General features: G+C 64.8%; 16 protein-coding genes. 15 read left to right on the top strand and 1 reads right to left on the bottom strand.

Annotation, left to right across the window (positions count from 1 at the left end):
* Positions 1–3 precede the first annotated feature (3 nt).
* From JI749_RS00290 to JI749_RS00265, 6 genes are all read left to right on the top strand, one after another.
* On the top strand, positions 4–888 hold the full coding sequence (locus JI749_RS00290; protein WP_201657071.1) for a carbohydrate ABC transporter permease: 885 nt from the start codon (positions 4–6) through the stop codon (positions 886–888).
* 104 nt (positions 889–992) lie between these two features.
* The gene (locus JI749_RS00285; protein WP_201662378.1) at positions 993–1,835 is read left to right on the top strand and encodes a carbohydrate ABC transporter permease; all 843 of its coding nucleotides are present in this window, start codon (positions 993–995) and stop codon (positions 1,833–1,835) included.
* A gap of 121 nt (positions 1,836–1,956) precedes the next feature.
* Positions 1,957–3,171, top strand: coding sequence for an extracellular solute-binding protein (locus JI749_RS00280; RefSeq protein ID WP_201657068.1), 1,215 nt, complete (start codon positions 1,957–1,959; stop codon positions 3,169–3,171).
* 88 nt (positions 3,172–3,259) lie between these two features.
* Positions 3,260–4,336, top strand: coding sequence for an ABC transporter ATP-binding protein (locus JI749_RS00275; RefSeq protein ID WP_201657065.1), 1,077 nt, complete (start codon positions 3,260–3,262; stop codon positions 4,334–4,336).
* 26 nt (positions 4,337–4,362) lie between these two features.
* Positions 4,363–5,229 (top strand): MurR/RpiR family transcriptional regulator, encoded by an 867-nt coding sequence (locus JI749_RS00270; RefSeq protein ID WP_201657062.1) that lies wholly within the window; start codon positions 4,363–4,365, stop codon positions 5,227–5,229.
* Between the two features lie 146 nt (positions 5,230–5,375).
* Positions 5,376–7,388, top strand: coding sequence for a beta-N-acetylhexosaminidase (locus tag JI749_RS00265; protein WP_201657059.1), 2,013 nt, complete (start codon positions 5,376–5,378; stop codon positions 7,386–7,388).
* Between the two features lie 196 nt (positions 7,389–7,584).
* Here the strand turns inward: JI749_RS00265 and JI749_RS00260 are convergent, their stop codons facing one another.
* Positions 7,585–9,042 (bottom strand): M81 family metallopeptidase, encoded by a 1,458-nt coding sequence (locus JI749_RS00260; RefSeq protein ID WP_201662375.1) that lies wholly within the window; start codon positions 9,040–9,042, stop codon positions 7,585–7,587.
* Between the two features lie 187 nt (positions 9,043–9,229).
* Here JI749_RS00260 and JI749_RS00255 point away from each other — a divergent pair, with 187 nt between their 5' ends.
* The 9 genes from JI749_RS00255 to JI749_RS00215 all read left to right on the top strand — a co-directional run bounded on the left by JI749_RS00255 (position 9,230) and on the right by JI749_RS00215 (position 16,851).
* Positions 9,230–9,613, top strand: coding sequence for a RidA family protein (locus JI749_RS00255; protein ID WP_201657056.1), 384 nt, complete (start codon positions 9,230–9,232; stop codon positions 9,611–9,613).
* A 1-nt stretch (position 9,614) separates the two neighbouring features.
* Complete coding sequence (locus JI749_RS00250) at positions 9,615–10,388, top strand: SDR family oxidoreductase (protein WP_201657052.1); 774 nt, start codon at positions 9,615–9,617, stop codon at positions 10,386–10,388.
* Complete coding sequence (locus JI749_RS00245; RefSeq protein WP_201657049.1) at positions 10,385–11,446, top strand: D-TA family PLP-dependent enzyme; 1,062 nt, start codon at positions 10,385–10,387, stop codon at positions 11,444–11,446. Before JI749_RS00250 ends, JI749_RS00245 begins: the two co-directional genes overlap by 4 nt.
* 179 nt (positions 11,447–11,625) lie before the next feature.
* Positions 11,626–12,174, top strand: a complete 549-nt coding sequence (locus JI749_RS00240) for a DNA-3-methyladenine glycosylase (protein ID WP_201662371.1) — start codon at positions 11,626–11,628, stop codon at positions 12,172–12,174.
* Between the two features lie 196 nt (positions 12,175–12,370).
* The gene (locus tag JI749_RS00235) at positions 12,371–12,685 is read left to right on the top strand and encodes a plasmid stabilization protein (protein WP_201657046.1); all 315 of its coding nucleotides are present in this window, start codon (positions 12,371–12,373) and stop codon (positions 12,683–12,685) included.
* Positions 12,686–12,695: 10 nt separating this feature from the next.
* Entirely contained in the window at positions 12,696–13,559 is an 864-nt protein-coding gene (locus JI749_RS00230) for an SDR family oxidoreductase (protein ID WP_201657043.1), read from the top strand.
* Between the two features lie 82 nt (positions 13,560–13,641).
* Positions 13,642–13,971, top strand: a complete 330-nt coding sequence (locus tag JI749_RS00225; protein WP_201657040.1) for a hypothetical protein — start codon at positions 13,642–13,644, stop codon at positions 13,969–13,971.
* Positions 13,972–14,083: 112 nt separating this feature from the next.
* The gene (gene recQ / locus JI749_RS00220) at positions 14,084–15,886 is read left to right on the top strand and encodes a DNA helicase RecQ (RefSeq protein ID WP_201662368.1); all 1,803 of its coding nucleotides are present in this window, start codon (positions 14,084–14,086) and stop codon (positions 15,884–15,886) included.
* A complete protein-coding gene (locus JI749_RS00215) occupies positions 15,883–16,851 on the top strand; it encodes a DUF1624 domain-containing protein (RefSeq protein ID WP_201657037.1) in 969 nt (322 codons plus the stop codon). Before recQ ends, JI749_RS00215 begins: the two co-directional genes overlap by 4 nt.
* Positions 16,852–16,932: the final 81 nt, after the last annotated feature.

Genomic DNA, 16,932 nt, shown 5'->3' with positions numbered 1-16,932 from the left:
CACATGACCGGTACCCGTAGCGCTTCGATTTTCGCTTTTGCCCTGCTGGCTCCGGCTCTGGTCTACATCATCGCCATCGTCGCCTATCCGCTGGTCGACACGGTCAATCTCAGCTTCACCAACGCGGCGCTCAAGCCCGCCTATAGCTGGGTCGGCTGGGCCAACTACCAGAAGATCTTCGGCGCCAATTTCGGCGAGGTGATCGTGCGCACCTTCATCTGGACCTTCTTTTCGGTCTCCATAAAGATGATCATCGGCACCTGTGGCGCCGTGCTGCTCAACGCGGCCGTGCCTGGTCGTGCCCTGTTCCGCATCCTCACCATGCCGCCCTGGGTCGTGCCCATGGCTATCGGCATCTTCATGTGGGGCTGGATGTATAACGGCCAGTTCGGCATGATTTCGGGCCTGCTGCAGAATTTCGGCATCGTCGATGGGCCGGTCGCCTGGCTTGCCTATGGCAACACCGCCTTCTGGGCCACCATCGTCACCGACGTATGGATCGGCGTGCCGCTGGTCACCATCTACCTCTTGGCCGCCATGCAATCGATCCCCCGCGACCTCTACGAGGCCGCCTGGACCGATGGCGCCGGCCGCTTCTACCGCTTCCGCCGCATCACCCTGCCCATGATCATCCCGGCCATGGTGACCATGAGCCTGCTCTCGCTGATCGCGACCTTCAATTCGTTCGACATCATCTGGATCCTGACCCGCGGCGGCCCGTCCGGCTCCACCACGACCATGATCATCGACACCTACAAGACCGCCATCGGCTCCTACAAATATGGCGAAGGTGCCGCCCGTGCCGTGATGATCTGCATCTTCCTGTCGCTGTTCTGCCTCGCCTACTTCCGCGTCGTGGGCAAGATCAACACCGGAGAACGCGCATGACCAGCGAACCGATGACCGCAGCGCAGAAAGTCGCCCATCCGGCCGATGACGCCGCCGTTGCGCCGAACCTGGCCAAGGCCAAGCCGGCCAAGGCCGTCCGCGCCATGATCGACCGCTACACCTGGTACGAATATGCCGCCATCTATGCCGGCATCGCGGTGTTCCTGTTCTTCGTGCTGGCGCCCTTCATCGAAGGCTTCATGGTTTCGCTGAAGCCCCTGTCGCGCCTGTTCTCCTCGCCCTACAGCTTCTGGCCGCAGGAAGGTTCGCTCACCGCCTATTTCACCATGTGGGAATCGGTGCCCGGCTTCTGGCGCTATATCGTCAATTCGCTGTTCATCTCGACCACCGCCACGGCGCTCGTGCTGATCATGGTCGTGCCGGCGGCCTATGCTTTCGCCCGCTTCCCGTTCCCCGGCCGCGGCCCGCTGCTGGCGGCGTTCCTCGCCGTCAACATGTTCTCGGGCGCGGTGCTGCTCATCCCGCTCTTCCGCCTGATGCGTCAGATGGGGCTGCTCAACACCTACTGGGCCATGATCGTGCCCGGCGCCGCCTTCCTCATCCCGTCGGCCATCTGGCTTTTGCGCACCTACATGATGCGCATTCCGCGCGAGCTCGACGAGGCCGCCTGGGTCGATGGCGCATCCCGCCTCTATACCCTGCGCCGCGTCATCCTGCCGATCGCCATGCCCGGCATCGCGGTCGTCGCCATCACCACCTTCATCGGAGCCTATGCGCAGCAGTTCATCTTTGCGCTGACCTTCAACTCCAAAACCGAGTTCATGCCCCTTGCGATCGGCCTGTTCGCCTATTTCGGCCGCCAGGAAGTGGTGTGGAACGAGCTCATGGCCGCCAGCTTCGTCGGCATCGCGCCAGTGCTCATTCTGATCGTCTTTCTACAACGATATCTCGTCGCCGGCCTCACCGCTGGCGCCGTGAAAACTTAGGCCGTGGCCGGAAACAAAGGGACTTAGGTTTCCGGGCAGCACCATGGCCCAAGCGTCTTGCCCCTCGGGGCGAACAAGCAACTCGCCCCCAGGGGCAGTGAAGCAAGGGAAGGTAACAACAATGACGAAATCCAAGATTCTGGGTGGTGCGATTGTCGCGCTGCTTGCTTCGACGGCTTATGCCGCCGCGCAGGACCAGGTCATCCAGTTCGTGGAATGCGGCGATACGCCCAGCCCCGTCCACGTCGCCACCATCGAGGCCTGGGAAGCCGCCAATCCCGGTTTCGACGTTCAGGTCGAAGTCGTGGGCTGGGGCCAGTGCCAGGACAAGGTGACCACGCTCGCCGTCGCCGGCACCCCCGTGGGCCTGGCCTATATCGGCTCGCGCGCCCTCAAGCAGCTCGCCTCCAACGACCTCATCATCGACATGCCGATGACCGACGAGGAAAAGGCCACCTACTACCCCTATGTCGCCGACACCGTGACCTTTGACGGCACCCAGTGGGGCCGCCCGGTCGCCTTCTCGACCAAGGCGCTGTACTGGAACAAGGACCTCTTCGAGGCCGCCGGTCTCGATCCCGAGAAGCCGCCGACCACGTTCGCCGAGAAGATCGAGTTCGCCAAGGCCATCACCGAAAAGACCGACGCGGCCGGCTACGGCGTTGTCGCCAAGACCTTCGACAACACCATGCACCAGTTCCTCCATTGGGTTTATTCCAATGACGGCCTGGTCATCGATGCCGACAACAACATCGTGCTCGACAGCCCGCAGAACCTGGAAGCCCTGACCGCCCTGCGCGACATCGTTCCCTATGCCGAAGAAGGCCCGACCGCCTACGAGCAGAACGAAGTCCGTGCCATCTTCCTCGATGGCAAGCTGGGCATGATCGAGGCCGCTTCGGGCGCCCTGAACCTGCTGGCCGACGCGCCCTTCAAGTGGGGTGTCACCACCCTGCCGCAGGGTCCGTCCGCCAAGGGTCCGGGCACGCTGCTGATCACCGACTCGATGGCCGTGTTCAAGGGCTCGGGCGTTGAAGAACAGGCCAAGGATCTGGCCATCTTCCTCACCAACCCCGAAAACCAGACCGCCTATGAAGCCGAGCAGGGCCTGACCCCACTCCGTCCCGGCCCGGCCGCCGACGCCATCGTCGCTGCCGATCCGAACTGGAAACCCTTCTTCGACGGTATCGCCTTTGGTGGTCCCGAGCCGCTGCTGACCGACTATCTCGGCCTGCAGAACGTCATGATCGAAATGGTCCAGTCGGTCGTCACCGGCGCTGCCGAGCCTGCCGCTGCCCTCACCAAGGCTGCCGGCGAACTCGAGCAGTACAAGTAATCCTCCCGCCGCCGCCGTCCTCCGGGATGGCGGCGGCACCCCCTATTGCCAGCCCGCGGGACCAGCCCCGCCGACCGGAGCCACAACGATGTCCCAGCTCAGCCTCAAGCGCGTGGAAAAGTCCTTCAACGAAGCCCACATCATCAAGGGCATCGACCTGGAGGTTTCCGAAGGCGAGTTCGTGGTCTTCGTCGGCCCCTCCGGCTGCGGCAAGTCCACCCTCCTGCGCATGATTGCCGGCCTCGAAGAGGTGAGCTCGGGCGAGATCGTCATCGGCGGCCGCACCGTCAACGACCTGCCGCCGGTGCAGCGCGGCATTGCCATGGTGTTCCAGAGCTACGCGCTCTACCCCCATATGTCGGTTTACGAAAACATCGCCTTTCCGCTGCGCGTCGAGCGCCTGCCGCAGGCCGAGGTCGACAAGCGCGTCGGCGCCGCCGCCCGCGTGCTGCAGCTCGAATCCCGCCTGCAGCAGCGTCCTGGCACCCTTTCCGGCGGCCAGCGCCAACGCGTCGCCATCGGCCGCGCCATCGTGCGCCAGCCCAAGATTTTCCTGTTCGACGAGCCGCTCTCCAACCTCGACGCCGCGCTGCGCTCCGAAATGCGCATCGAACTGATGGAGCTGCACAAGCGCCTGGGCTCCACCATGATCTACGTCACCCACGACCAGGTCGAAGCCATGACCATGGCCGACAAGATCGTGGTGCTCGATGCCGGTACCATTTCCCAGGTCGGTTCGCCCCTCCAGCTCTACCACAAGCCCGACAATCTCTTCGTGGCCGGCTTCATCGGCTCGCCCAAGATGAACTTCATCAATGGCACGGTGACATCAGCCGACGGCACGACCGCCACTATCGACCTGGGCGCCCTGGGCACCATGAACCTGCCGCGCCAATCCAGGGCCGTTGCCGGCCAGTCCGTGACCGTGGGCATCCGCCCCGAGCATCTGCGCCTGGGGCAGGGGGAGTTCACCCTCGCCGTCACGCCCAAGATCGTCGAGCATCTGGGCATCCACACCGTGACTTATGCCGATCTTCCCGGCGGCGAGAACTTCGTCGGCCTCTTCGAAGGCGACCCCGAAGTGCCCGAAGGGCGCCCGCTCCAGGTCGGCTTCTCGCTGGGCCAGGTGCATCTCTTCGACTCCGCGGGCCTGGCCGTGTACTGACGGTGGCCACTGCCGCGGAGGGGACCATGCTGGACATTGTCGGCCTGCTTCAGACCGAGAAGAACGAGTTCACCCGCTCCGAGCGCGCCCTGACCGAAATCGTCCTCGCCGATGTCGACAGCGTGCTCAAGATGTCCATCGTCGACCTCGCGGCCCAAGCCGCCGTGTCGCCGCCGACCGTCACCCGCTTCTGCCGGCGTCTGGGCTGCGACAGCTATGCCGATTTCAAGGTGCGGCTGGCCCAGTCCCGCTTTGTCGGGCAGCGCTATTTCGCCCCGTCGGCCGGCCCCTCCAGCGTGCACGAGATCGCCCAGGGCGTCGTCAACGGCATCCAGTCCATCATCTACGAAACCTTCGACCATCTCGATTTCGCCGCCGTCGAGCGCGCCGCCGAAAGCATCGTCAAGTCAAGCTTCGTGCTGTCCTTCGGCTCGGGTGGCGCCTCTTCGATGATGGCCGGCGAGATCGAGACGCGGCTGTTCCGCCTCGGCCTCAAGGTCGCCTCGACCGATGACCATCAGCTCCAGATGATGCGTGCTGCCGCCGCGCCTCCGGGTACGGTGATCGTCGCCTTTTCGCTCTCCGGCAACAATGCGCAACTGGCCAAGACCCTCACCGTGGCGGGCGAATACGGGCTGACCCGCATCGTCATCACCCGCTCGGCCTCCATGGTTTCGGCCCAGTCCGACATCCTGCTGCCGGTCAACTGGCACGAAAATACCGATATCCTGCGCCCCACGCCCGGCCGCTACGCCTTCCTTGCCACGGTCGACGTGCTGGCCCAGACCGTCGCCACCCGCCTCGGCCCCTCCGCCGTTGCCAGCATGCGCCGCATCAAGCACCAGCTCGTCGTCAACCGCGATGGCGACGACGCCCAGCCGCTGGGGGATTAGGCCCCGCAGCATCAGTCATCCTTCCCTCCCCCTTGAGGGGAGGGATCGAGGGAGGGGGTCGTTCAGTTGATCACCGCCGGACCCCCACCCCCACCCCTCCCCTCAAGGGGGAGGGGAGCCACACATCCGACCAAGAGTGTTTCCCAATGACCACCTCATTCTCCCTCGTCACCACCTGGACCCCCGCCACGGACGATGCGCCCCTCGGCTATGGCATCGAGCTGACCAATACCGGCGATGTGCCCGTCAGCAATTTCAGGCTTGGCTTCTCGGGACCGGCACGGATCGATCCGCATGCGACGCTGGAAAACGGCAAGCTGCTCAAGCGCCTGTCCAACCACACGCTGATCGCGCCGCCCGACGGCTTTGTGCTGCAGCCGGGCGAGACCTGGATTTCGACTGCCCGCGGCCTCTCCTATGGCCTGCGTCACTGGAGCGATGGCGCCAATTCCGGCTATGTCGAACTCAACGATGGCACGATCGTCACCCTGGCGACCGCACCCACGAGGGCCAAGGGTCACAATTCGCCCCTGCTCAAGGGGGCGGCCAGGTTCCCGGTGCCCGCAAAGGCGCCGGTGCCGGTGTCAATAATCCCCTGGCCGAAGTCGGTGGACACAACGGGCGCCCGCACCGCCCCTCCGGGCCTCGACCTCAAGCCGGTTGGCCACGACGCGCGCCGCGCCGCTTCCGCCTTTGCCAATCTTGTCGCCGACCTCTTTCCCGTGGAAGGCCTCGTCCGGCCGGCCTCCGAGGCCGGCCTCCAGGTAACCATCCGCCATAGGGACGGAATGGCCGCCGAGGCCTACGAGATCCAGTTTGCCAGCGACGCTCTGGTGGTCGAGGCCACGACGCGGCAGGGCATGTTCTATGGCCTGGTGACGCTGGGCCACATCCTGCGCGGCGCCAAACAATATCCGCAGACCTTCATCTTTCCATCAGGCGGCACCATCACCGACGAACCCGGCTTGCGCTATCGCGGCTGCCACCTCGACGTGGCGCGGCAGTTCTATTCGGGCGCCGAAGTCAGCCGCCTTCTCAAGCTCATGTCCTGGAACAAGCTCAACAAGTTCCACTGGCATCTGAGCGAGGACGAGGCCTGGCGCGTGGAGATCGATGCCTATCCTGCGTTGACCGAGATCGGCGCCTGGCGCGGCCATGGCAAGGCGCTGCCGCCATTGCTGGGCTCGGGGCCGCATCCGACGGGCGGCTATTATTCCAAGGCAGTGATCCGCGAAATCGTCGCCCTGGCCGACGATCTCGCCATCGCAGTCATCCCCGAAATCGACATGCCGGGTCATTTCTACGCTGCCCTCCAGTCCGTGCCGGAACTGCGCGACCCCAACGAAACCGGCGAATACCAGTCGGTGCAGGGCTTCCCCAATAACAGCCTCAACCCGGCCCATGAGCCGGTCTACAAGTTCGTCGAAACCGTTATCGACGAAATGCTCGAGCTGTTCCCGGCTGGCGTCTTTCACCTCGGCGCCGACGAGGTGCCGCTGGCGGCCTGGTCCGGCTCGCCGCTGGCCCTCGACATGATCGAGCGGCTGGCCGGCCCCGAAATGCGCCGGAAGCATGAGGCGCAGTACAACCAGCTCGGCAACCATCATGGCGCCGACGAGATCGAGGGCTCGCCCACGGCGGTCATCCAGGCCGAGTTCATCCGCCGCGTCCACAAATACATTGCCAGCAAGGGCGCCATCACCGGCGGCTGGGAAGAGGCAGCCCATGGCGATGCCGTCGACAAGGACAAGAGCTTCGTCATCGGCTGGCGCAATGTCGAGATCAACGCTGCCCTGGCCGAGCGCGGCTACGACATCGTCGTCTCCCCCGGCCAGCGCTACTATCTCGACATGGCCAATGGCGTGGCCTGGGCCGAGCCCGGCGCCGGCTGGGCCGGCTGGTCGGGCCCGCAGGAAACCTATGAGTTCGAGAGCCGCGAGGGCATGTCCGAGAATGGCCTCAAGCACCTGCTTGGCATCCAGGCCTGCATCTGGTCCGAGTCCATGACCGACCGTGCCATCTTCGACCGCCTGGTCTTCCCCAGGCTATCGGCCATCGCCGAATCCGCCTGGACTTTGCCCGAACGCAAGAGCTGGGAGCGGTTTAGGGCGCTCGTGGGCACCATGCCGATCATGTATGGCAACTGGGCGGCGGACTGACACGATATGTGGCCGGCGTTTCCTCTCCCGCCTGCGGGAGAGGGGGACCACGCGTAGCGTGGTGGAGAGGGGAGCCCCACGCACCGGACAATGGCTGGGGCATGCGCAGCGCAAGCGGCACCCCCCTCCACCGCCTATCGGCGGTCCCCCTCCCCCGCAAGCGGGGGAGGAACGGGCGGCACCGCCCTGCGCCCCACTACCCCCACGGATTCTCCACCATCGGCCAGATATCCCGCCGCGCCTTCTTGTACTCCGTCTCGGCCGGCCGGTTCGGATACGGCCTGCCCGCCGAGCAATAGACGATCTCCGACGCGATCTTGCTGAAACTGTCGTAGAAGTGGTTCGTCGACTTGATCAGCAGGATCTTCCGCGATCTCGGCTCGATCCCCAGCGCCGAAAACAGGCTCGGATCAAAACTCTGCGCCCGCGTGGAATTGAGGATCACGTCGATCCCGTCGAAGCTGATCCAGGCCGCGTCGCCAAACGGGGCGAAGCTCTCGCCGAACCGCATTTCGGCGTTTTGCACCAAGCGCCGCACCGTCACCAATTTGTCGATCGGGTTGCCCGTATGCGGCGCCGATTTGGCACCGAAACGCAGTGGGATGACGGCGCCCTCGCCGGCAGCAAAGCAGATCTGCACCGCGATCGGATCCCAGATGGTACCAACCGCCACATCGGTCACCCCCCGGGCGATCAGTTCGGCCAGGATCACCGTCGCGTCCCCCGCCGTGCCGCCACCGGGATTGTCCCACACATCGGCAATCACCACCGGCCCCCGTGGTGCGGCGATGGCGGCGTCGACCGCAACCGTCTCGTCCACCTGGGTCACCATGAAGGTACCGCGCATGGCAAACAGTTCGCGCCCCAGCGCCTCAGCCAGCGCCGCGCCCTGCGCCGCGTCGCCATCGGTCACCGCGATGACCTTGGTGCCCAATTCCGGCACGTCGCCGGCCATGAAGCCATGGATGACCGACAGGGACAGCAGACCGGGCTGGGACTTTTCGAGCGCATACAGCTTGTCGACAAAGCCCCGCATCGGCTGCTTGGACGTCGGGAACACGTCAATCATCCGGCAGTCGAAGACCGACATGACCGGCTTGATCTCGCCCTTGAGCGTCCGCACCGCGATCGACCACAGGTCGCGCGCCCGGTCGACGAAGTCGGTATGGGGAAATTCCTTGAACACCACGAAGAAGTTGGCCGCCGCCACGCGCTTGGCCGTCAGGTGGCTATGCGGATCGAGCTCGGCACAGACCAGCACGTCCGGTCCCACGATCTCGCGCACCCGGCTCAGCAGGTCGCCCTCGGGGTCGTCATATCCCTGCGTAACCATGGCGCCATGCAGCCCCAGCACCACGCCATCGACCGGCATGGCGGCCCGCAACTGCTCAAGAATCTCGTCGCGCAGCTCTTCGTAAGTCGCTCGCGCCACCAGGCCGGCCGGGTCGGCCCAGCTGGCGCTGCCCTCGATCAGCTCCCAGCCCTCCCGCGCGCAGACTTCGCGGCCCACCGTGATCGGCGCGGTGCACAATGTCGGCGTCGCCGGATGCTCGCCGGGTCGCGCATAGAGCGATGCCTCGAAGGCGCGCCGGTCGATGGCGATCGGCGAAAACGTGTTGGTCTCGGTGGCCAGGGCTGCGGTGAAGACGCGCACGAGAAAACCTGCAGAAAAGGGCAAGAAAGCTGGCAGCATGCTGGTCACGCCGCCGGATCAAGCTAGCATAGGGTAATGACGCCAATCACGTAAGAAATTTACATTTCTGGCCAGAATTGTCGATGAAATGGCGATTTTTGCGCGCTAATGTGCAGACAAACGAAATTCACTTTCAGAAGGACCGAAAATGCCGATCAAGCGCTATGGAGCCGAGAAGTCCGGTGCTGGTGGCCAGAACCTCCCCTTCGCCCGCGCCGTCGAAGCCGGTGGCTTCCTCTTCGTTTCCGGCCAGGTGGCGATGAAAGACGGGGAAATTCAAGGGGTTGGCATTGTCGAGCAGACCCACCTGACTATCAAGAATCTCGTCGCCATCCTCGAAGAAGCCGGCTACGGCCTCGAACACGTCGTCCGCTGCGGCGTCTGGCTCGACGACCCCCGCGACTTCTGGAGCTTCAACGCTGTTTATAAAAGCTATTTCGGCGACAACCCGCCGGCCCGCGCCTGCGTACAGAGCCACATGATGGTCGACTGCAAGGTCGAGATCGAGTGCGTGGCGTATAAGGGACCCTGACATGACCTCGCCCTTCCGCCTCGACGGCAAGACGGTGCTGATCTCCGGCGCCGGCGGCGGCATCGGCCGGTCGCTGATCAACGCGTTCCGCGAAGCGGGCGCCAGCGTCGTCGGCGCCGATCGGGAAGCCAGCATGCTGGAGGGCCTGGACCTTGCCGGGCAGGTCCTGTTCGACCAGGCCGATCCAAAGGCGACCCGCGCGGCCGTCGAACGCTATCTCAGCGAGCACGGCGCTCCGGACGCCGTCGTCTCCAATGCCGGCTTCACCCGGGCCGAGCACCTCGGCCAGGTCGATGACGATATCTGGGCCTCAGAGCTATCAATCAACCTCAATGGCGCCTATGCCATGACCGACCCAATCGTGTCCGCCATGGCCGAGCGGGGCCGGGGGACTCTGGTCTTCATCTCATCGGTCAATGCGCTGGCCCATTTCGGCAACCCGGCCTATTCGGCAGCCAAGGCGGGCCTGGTCGCCTATGCCAAGGCTATCGCCGTCGAGCGGGGCGGTCAGGGCGTGCGCGCTAACGTGATCTGCCCCGGCTCGGTCCGTACCCCAGCCTGGGACCATCGCCTTGCCGCCGATCCTAGCCTGCTCGACAATGTGCTGCCGCACTACCCGTTGGGCCGCATGGTCCTGCCGGAGGAGGTCGCCAACGCGGCGGTGTTCTACTGTTCCGACGCGGCATCCGGCATTACCGGCACGGTGCTTCCGGTCGACGCTGGGCTTACCGCTGGCAACCTGCGTTTCGTCGACGAAGTCCTGAGGGGCAAATGACTGTCATTACCGAGCTCGATACGCCTGCCGTCCTGATCGACCTCGATCGCGCCGAGGCCAATCTGCGCAAAGCCCAGGCCTTTGCCGACGGGGCCGGCCTCAAGTTGCGACCGCATATCAAGACCCACAAGCTGCCGCGCTTTGCCCAGGCGGCGATCGACCTGGGCGCCGTCGGTATCACCGTACAGAAGCTGGGCGAGGCCGAGGTGATGGCCGATGCCGGGATCACCGACATGCTGCTGACCTTCAACATCATCGGCGCGGCCAAGCTCCAGCGGCTCAGGGCGCTCAACGAGCGCGTGACCATCCGCGTGGTGGCCGACAGTGCCGAATGCGTGGCCGGGCTTTCGGCGACTTTTGCCGGTGGCAAGCCGCTCGGCGTTTTGGTCGAATGCGACACCGGCATGGGCCGCTGCGGCGTGCAGTCGCCTGGGGCCGCCTTGGCTTTGGCGCAAACTATCATCGCTTCCCCCGGCCTCGAATTTTTCGGGCTGATGACCTATCCGGCGGCCGGAAAATACAAGGCCGCCGCCCAATGGCTGGCCGAGGCCAAGGCGCTGTTTGAGGCCTCGGGCATTGCTGTGCCGATCATCACCACCGGCGGCACGCCCGATATCTGGCATGCCGACGAGGCGGGCGTGGCCACCGAGTATCGCCCGGGCACCTATATCTACATGGACCGCTCCCAGGTGGCGGCCGGGGCGGCAAGCTACGACGATTGCGCGCTCACCGTGCTCGCCACGGTGGTGAGCCATCCGACCCCCGGCCGAGCCATCATCGATGCCGGCAGCAAGGCACTGACCAGCGACCTGCTGGGCCTTGTCGGCCATGGCTACATTCCCGCCTATCCTGACGCCAAGATCGTGGGCCTGAGCGAGGAGCATGGCACGCTCGACGTTTCGGGCTGTGCCGATGGCGGGCCAGTCATCGGCGAGCAGATCGCCATCATCCCCAACCACTGCTGCCCGGTGACCAACCTGTTTGATCACGTGCACCTGGTGCGTGGTGGGCAACTGGTCGAGACCGTGGCGGTGGCGGCGCGGGGCAGGGTGGACTGAAGGCAAAGTGCTTAGCACTGCGGCCTTGCAAAACTCGGTCGTCACCCCCGGGCTTGACCCGAGGGCCCTGTACTTCCTACCACGGGCAGTAAGTGAAGAGCCCTCGGGTCAGGCCCGAGGGTGACGGCCGGTGGGTGGGGCGGCACCAGACCCCGCCAAGAGGTCCGCTGTTGGCATCGATGCTCTCCCCCACCTTCTTCGACCGTCCCGCCCCGGATGTCGCACGCGATCTCATCGGCGTCACCCTGTTGGTCGATGGCGTCGGTGGTCCGCTGGTCGAGGTGGAAGCCTATGACCAGACCGATCCGGCTTCTCACAGCTTCCGGGGCCCGACGCCGCGCAATGCGGCCATGTTCGGTCCACCCGGCCACGCCTATGTCTACAAGATCTACGGCATCCACTGGTGCCTCAACTTTGTCTGCCAGCCCGGCAGCGCCGTGCTGATCCGGGCCCTGGAGCCGCTGCATGGCCTGGCCGAGATGCAGGAGCGGCGTGGCGGCATGCCCGAGCACCAGCTCTGTTCTGGCCCTGGCAAGCTGTGTCAGGCGCTTGGTGTGACGATCCAGCACAATGGCCTGTCGCTCGACGCGACCCCGTTCACCTTGCTGCCATCGGATAGCAGCCACGACATCGCCACCGGACCCCGCATCGGCATCACCAAGGGCGTCGACACTCCCTGGCGCTTCGTCCGCCGCGGCTCGCCCTTCCTGAGCAAGCCGCTGCGCTAGCGACTGGCGGCCCGCCGACTGTGAAGGAACCATCCCCCGCCTGAACGATTGCCTCCAAGAGGTCCGGCGCGCGTCAACCGGACACGGTGGTATAGGGAACGGACTGGTTTTTCCGGTTTCCCGGTCCGGCCAACGAAGCGGCAGCCGAGCCCTTGTCCCACCCGCGCGGACCTCATCTGTTCAAAGGAGAGGTCCGATGCCCCAGGGCGATAAATCCGCTTACACCGACAAGCAGAAGCGCAAGGCCGAACATATCGAAGAAGGCTATGAGGCCAAGGGTGTGTCTCACAAGGAGGCCGAGGCTCGCGCCTGGGCCACGGTCAACAAGGACGACGGCGGCGGCAAGAAGTCCGGCTCCGGTCGCGGCAAGGATACCGGCCATCCCGCCTCCCACAAGGGCGGCGAAAAGGGCGGCAAGGCCAGCGCCAGCCGTTCGGCAGCCGAACGCTCGGCCTCGGCTAAGAAGGCCGCTGCCACCCGCAAGCGCAACGCCGAACATCACGCACATTAGGAGCAAATCCATGGCCGGTTCAGCAGCCAAGAAGATCAACCCGCCCCAAGAGCAGGATCACCAGCCCGGGCGCGAAACCGAGATGCATCCCAAGCCCGACTATATGCCCAAATTTCAGGGCAATGGCCGGCTGGCCGGCAAGGTGGCCATCATCACCGGCGGCGACAGCGGGATCGGCCGGGCCTGTGCGGTGCTGTTCGCCCGCGAAGGCGCCGAGGTCGCATTGGTCTACCTCGAGGAAACCGAGGACGCCAAGATCACCGCCGCCGCCGTCAAGGCCGAGGGCAAGCAGGCACTGCTGCTGCGCGGTGATGTCGGCGACAAGACGTTCTGTGACAATGTCGTCGGCAAGACCATCGAGGAGTGCGGCAAGCTGGACGTCCTGGTCAACAATGCCGCTGAGCAGCATCCGCAGGACGACATTACCGACATCTCGCCCGAGCAACTGCAGAAGACGTTTCAGACCAACCTCTTTGGCTATTTCTACCTGACTCAGGCCGCCATGCCGCATCTCAAGTCCGGCGCCTCGATCGTCAACACAACCTCGGTCACCGCCTATCGCGGTTCGCCGCAGCTGCTCGACTATTCCTCGACCAAGGGCGCCATAGTCGCCTTCACGCGCTCGCTTGCCGGCAGTCTCGCTGAAAAGGGCATCCGCGTGAACGCGGTGGCGCCCGGACCGATCTGGACCCCGCTTATCCCGGCAACCTTCCCGGCCGACAAGGTTGCAGAATTCGGCTCGACCCAGCCGATGAAGCGGGCCGGCCAGCCCAATGAAGTGGCCACCTGCCACCTGTTCCTGGCCTGCGAGGAAAGTTCCTACCTGTCCGGCCAGGTGCTGCATCCCAATGGCGGCGAAATCGTCGGTGGATAGCGCCGACGACTGATTTGTGCCGTCTTGCGGCTCACCCCGCCCCATGCTCCATGGCGGGGTGAGCACGCTTTGGGGGAGCGGAATGGCACAAGACATTAAGCTGCGGCTGGCCGGTATTGCCTTCATGGTCGGGGGCGCGGCGCTGGGTTGGTTCTTCGTCCTGGGGCCGCTGCGCGATGCGCAGGCCGGGGCCGCCGAAATTTCATATTCGACCAAGATCTTCATCCTGGTGCCGTTCTGCCTGGTCTTTGGCCTGGCTTTTCTGCTGTTTGGCGAGCGGTTCGAATACCGCAATGCAGAGCGCAAGAATTTCACCATGGCCGGCTGGATCGCCTTTGCCATCGCGGCGGCGCTGTCGGCGGGCGGCTGGTGGTGGTTCGAACAGCAGTTTACCGCCCTCGGCTACGTCTGAGCGGTTCACAAGCCTGCGCCCGTCCTTGCGGCTCACCCCGCGCCTGTGATTCAAGGGCGGAGTGAGCACGCTAGAATCGGCATGGGATCTTTTCACCAGCGGCGCGACGGCCATGCCGCGCGATGCGCTGACGGTGCTGCGCGACGTTTTCGGCCATCAGAGCTTTCGCGGCCAGCAGGCCGACGTGGTCGAGCACGTCGTGGGTGGCGGCGATGCCGTGGTGCTGTTCCCCACGGGCGCCGGCAAGTCCATGTGCTACCAAATCCCAGCCATCTGCCGACCCGGGGTCGGCATCGTCATTTCGCCGCTGATCGCCCTGATGCGGGACCAGGTCGAAGCGCTCAGGCAAGCCGGCGTCGAGGCCGCGGCGCTCAATTCCTCGCTGAGTTCGGAGGAATCGGCCGATGTCCGCCGGAAGCTGCGCAACGGACAGCTGGACCTGCTCTATGTGGCGCCCGAACGCGTCGCGACCCCCGGCTTTGCCAATATGCTCTCGGGCATCGACATTGCGCTCTTTGCCATCGACGAGGCCCATTGCGTGAGCCAGTGGGGGCATGACTTCCGCCCCGAATATCGCGAACTGATCCATCTGGTGGAACTGTTCCCCGGCGTGCCGCGCATTGCGCTGACCGCCACGGCCGATCCCACCACGCGCGCCGACATCATCGAGCGATTGGGGCTCGAACAGGCGCAGGTCTTCACCACCAGTTTCGACCGCCCCAACATCTCCTATTCCATCGTCGAGCGCGACAAGCCGCGCGAGCAATTGCTGGCTTTCCTCGCCGCTCATAAGGGCAGTTCGGGCATCGTCTATTGCCTCAGCCGCGCCAAGGTCGAGGACACCGCCGACTGGCTCTCGAGCAAGGGCATACCGGCTCTGCCCTATCACGCCGGCCTGTCGCCCGAGATACGCAGCCGCAACCAGGATGCTTTCCTCAAGGAGGAAAATATCTGCGTGGTGGCGACGGTCGCCTTCGGCATGGGCATCGACAAGCCCGATGTGCGCTATGTCGCGCATATGGACCTGCCGGCCTCCATCGAAGCCTATTACCAGGAGACCGGCCGCGGCGGCCGCGATGGCCAGCCCGCCGATGCCTGGATGAGCTATGGCATGGCCGACGTGGTGCAGCGCCGCCGCATGATCGATGAGGGCAATGCCCCCGATGAGGTGAAGCGCCTCGAACACGGCAAGCTCAACGCGCTGCTCGGCGTCTGCGAAACCGCCGAGTGCCGGCGCAAGGCTATCCTGAGCCATTTTGGCGAGTCCCATCCGGGTAATTGCGGCAATTGCGATACCTGCCGCTCGCCGGTGGAAAGTTGGGATGGCACCGAAGCAGCCATCAAGGCGCTGGCCGCCATTTACCGCACCGGCATGCGCTTCGGCGCCGCCCATGTCATCGACGTGCTCATGGGCAAGGAAACCGAAAAGGTCACCCGTTTCGGCCACCAGCACCAGAAGGTGTTCGGCCAGGGCAGCGATCTCGACGCCAAGGTGTGGCAATCGGTGATCCGGCAGTTGACGGCCTCGGGACTGATCGTGGTCGACCACGCCAATCATGGTGCCCTGACGCTGGGCGAAGGGGCCCATGCCGTGTTCAAGCACGAACGGTCGGTCATCCTGCGCAAGGACCGGCCGAAGAAGTCGATCGAGGTGCGCCGCTCGCTCGAACGCGCCGCCACCGTCCCGCCGCATGCGCTGCCGCTGTTCGAGGCTTTGCGCGAGGAACGCACCCGTATCGCCAAGGCCCAGGGCGTGCCGCCCTATGTGATCTTCCACGACGCCACGCTACGCGCCATGGCGCTGGCCGTACCGCGCCATCCGCATGACATGCTCAACCTGCCTGGGGTCGGCCAAGCCAAGCTCGACCGCTATGGCGAGGCGTTCCTCGCCGTGGTGAAGGGGCATGCAGCGTGAGCAGCCGGCCGCGCTTCGCCATCGTCGATATTGCCCGTGGCGTCGCCATCATCGCCATGGCGGTCTACCATTTCTGCTGGGACCTGAGTTACTTCCGCTTCATTTCCGCCGATGTCGGCTATGATCCGGCATGGGTGCTGTTTGCTCGCAGCATTCTCGCAGTTTTCTTGTTTCTTGCTGGCGTCAGCCTGGTGCTCGGCCATGGCGACGGCATCCGCTGGCGCAGCTTCTGGCGGCGGTGGCTCTTCGTGGTCGCCGGCGCTCTCGCCATCACGCTGGCGACATACTTCGCCTTCCCCCAAAGCTTCGTCTATTTCGGCGTGCTGCATGCCATTGCGCTGTTCAGCTTGCTGGGTCTGGCCTTCGTGCACACGCCGCTGTGGCTGGGGGCGGTGGTGGCAGCCGGGGTCATCGCGCTGCCGTTCTTCTATTCGGATCCGCTGTTCAACGAGAAGGTCTGGTCCTGGCTCGGCTTCTGGCAGGTGCCGCCGCCGGCCAATGACCTGGTGCCGGTCTTTCCCTGGTTTGGTGCGATGCTGCTGGGCATCATTGCGGCGCGGCTGGTGCTGGCTTCAGGGTGGTCGGCTCGCCTCGCGGCCATCGCGCCATCGGGCCGGCTGCCGCGCCTGCTCGCCTTCCTCGGGCGCTGGAGCCTCCTGATCTATCTGCTGCACCAGCCCATCCTGCTCGGCCTGGTCTATCCGGCGGCGGCCCTGTTGCAACCGCAGATTGCGATGCGCGACGTCACCTTCCTCCAATCATGCCAATCCACCTGCGAGGCGGGAGGCACGTCTGCACAGTTGTGCGTCACCTACTGCCAGTGCGGGCTCGAGGGCGTAAAGACCAACGACCTGTGGAATGCCGTCGAGACCGGCATGGTGACGGCAGCAGAGCAGGCGCTGCTCGATGCGCAGAACCGGCAATGTTCCGCCGTGATCTACCCCGAGCTCAACGCGACGCCATAACGGCAACACTCGTTGGTACAACGTTAATATTTGCGCTTCTTTGCGCAGATTCGATCTTGAATGGCAGCGCGAACGGGCGTT

The sequence above is a fragment of the Devosia oryziradicis genome, assembly GCF_016698645.1.
Lineage (GTDB): Bacteria > Pseudomonadota > Alphaproteobacteria > Rhizobiales > Devosiaceae > Devosia > Devosia oryziradicis.
The sequence above is the reverse complement of the archived record's forward strand: the minus strand, read 5'-3'. Positions and strand labels throughout refer to the sequence as shown.

What these genes read in the sequence shown, in the direction of transcription:
- JI749_RS00275 (WP_201657065.1), top strand. Translation starts at nt 3,260, where the DNA reads ATGTCCCAGCTCAGCCTCAAGCGCGTGGAAAAGTCCTTCAACGAAGCC.
- JI749_RS00245 (WP_201657049.1), top strand. Translation starts at nt 10,385, where the DNA reads ATGACTGTCATTACCGAGCTCGATACGCCTGCCGTCCTGATCGACCTC.
- JI749_RS00255 (WP_201657056.1), top strand. Translation starts at nt 9,230, where the DNA reads ATGCCGATCAAGCGCTATGGAGCCGAGAAGTCCGGTGCTGGTGGCCAG.
- JI749_RS00285 (WP_201662378.1), top strand. Translation starts at nt 993, where the DNA reads ATGATCGACCGCTACACCTGGTACGAATATGCCGCCATCTATGCCGGC.
- JI749_RS00225 (WP_201657040.1), top strand. Translation starts at nt 13,642, where the DNA reads ATGGCACAAGACATTAAGCTGCGGCTGGCCGGTATTGCCTTCATGGTC.
- JI749_RS00290 (WP_201657071.1), top strand. Translation starts at nt 4, where the DNA reads ATGACCGGTACCCGTAGCGCTTCGATTTTCGCTTTTGCCCTGCTGGCT.
- JI749_RS00265 (WP_201657059.1), top strand. Translation starts at nt 5,376, where the DNA reads ATGACCACCTCATTCTCCCTCGTCACCACCTGGACCCCCGCCACGGAC.
- JI749_RS00250 (WP_201657052.1), top strand. Translation starts at nt 9,615, where the DNA reads ATGACCTCGCCCTTCCGCCTCGACGGCAAGACGGTGCTGATCTCCGGC.
- JI749_RS00280 (WP_201657068.1), top strand. Translation starts at nt 1,957, where the DNA reads ATGACGAAATCCAAGATTCTGGGTGGTGCGATTGTCGCGCTGCTTGCT.
- JI749_RS00230 (WP_201657043.1), top strand. Translation starts at nt 12,696, where the DNA reads ATGGCCGGTTCAGCAGCCAAGAAGATCAACCCGCCCCAAGAGCAGGAT.
- JI749_RS00270 (WP_201657062.1), top strand. Translation starts at nt 4,363, where the DNA reads ATGCTGGACATTGTCGGCCTGCTTCAGACCGAGAAGAACGAGTTCACC.
- JI749_RS00240 (WP_201662371.1), top strand. Translation starts at nt 11,626, where the DNA reads ATGCTCTCCCCCACCTTCTTCGACCGTCCCGCCCCGGATGTCGCACGC.
- recQ (WP_201662368.1), top strand. Translation starts at nt 14,084, where the DNA reads ATGCCGCGCGATGCGCTGACGGTGCTGCGCGACGTTTTCGGCCATCAG.
- JI749_RS00235 (WP_201657046.1), top strand. Translation starts at nt 12,371, where the DNA reads ATGCCCCAGGGCGATAAATCCGCTTACACCGACAAGCAGAAGCGCAAG.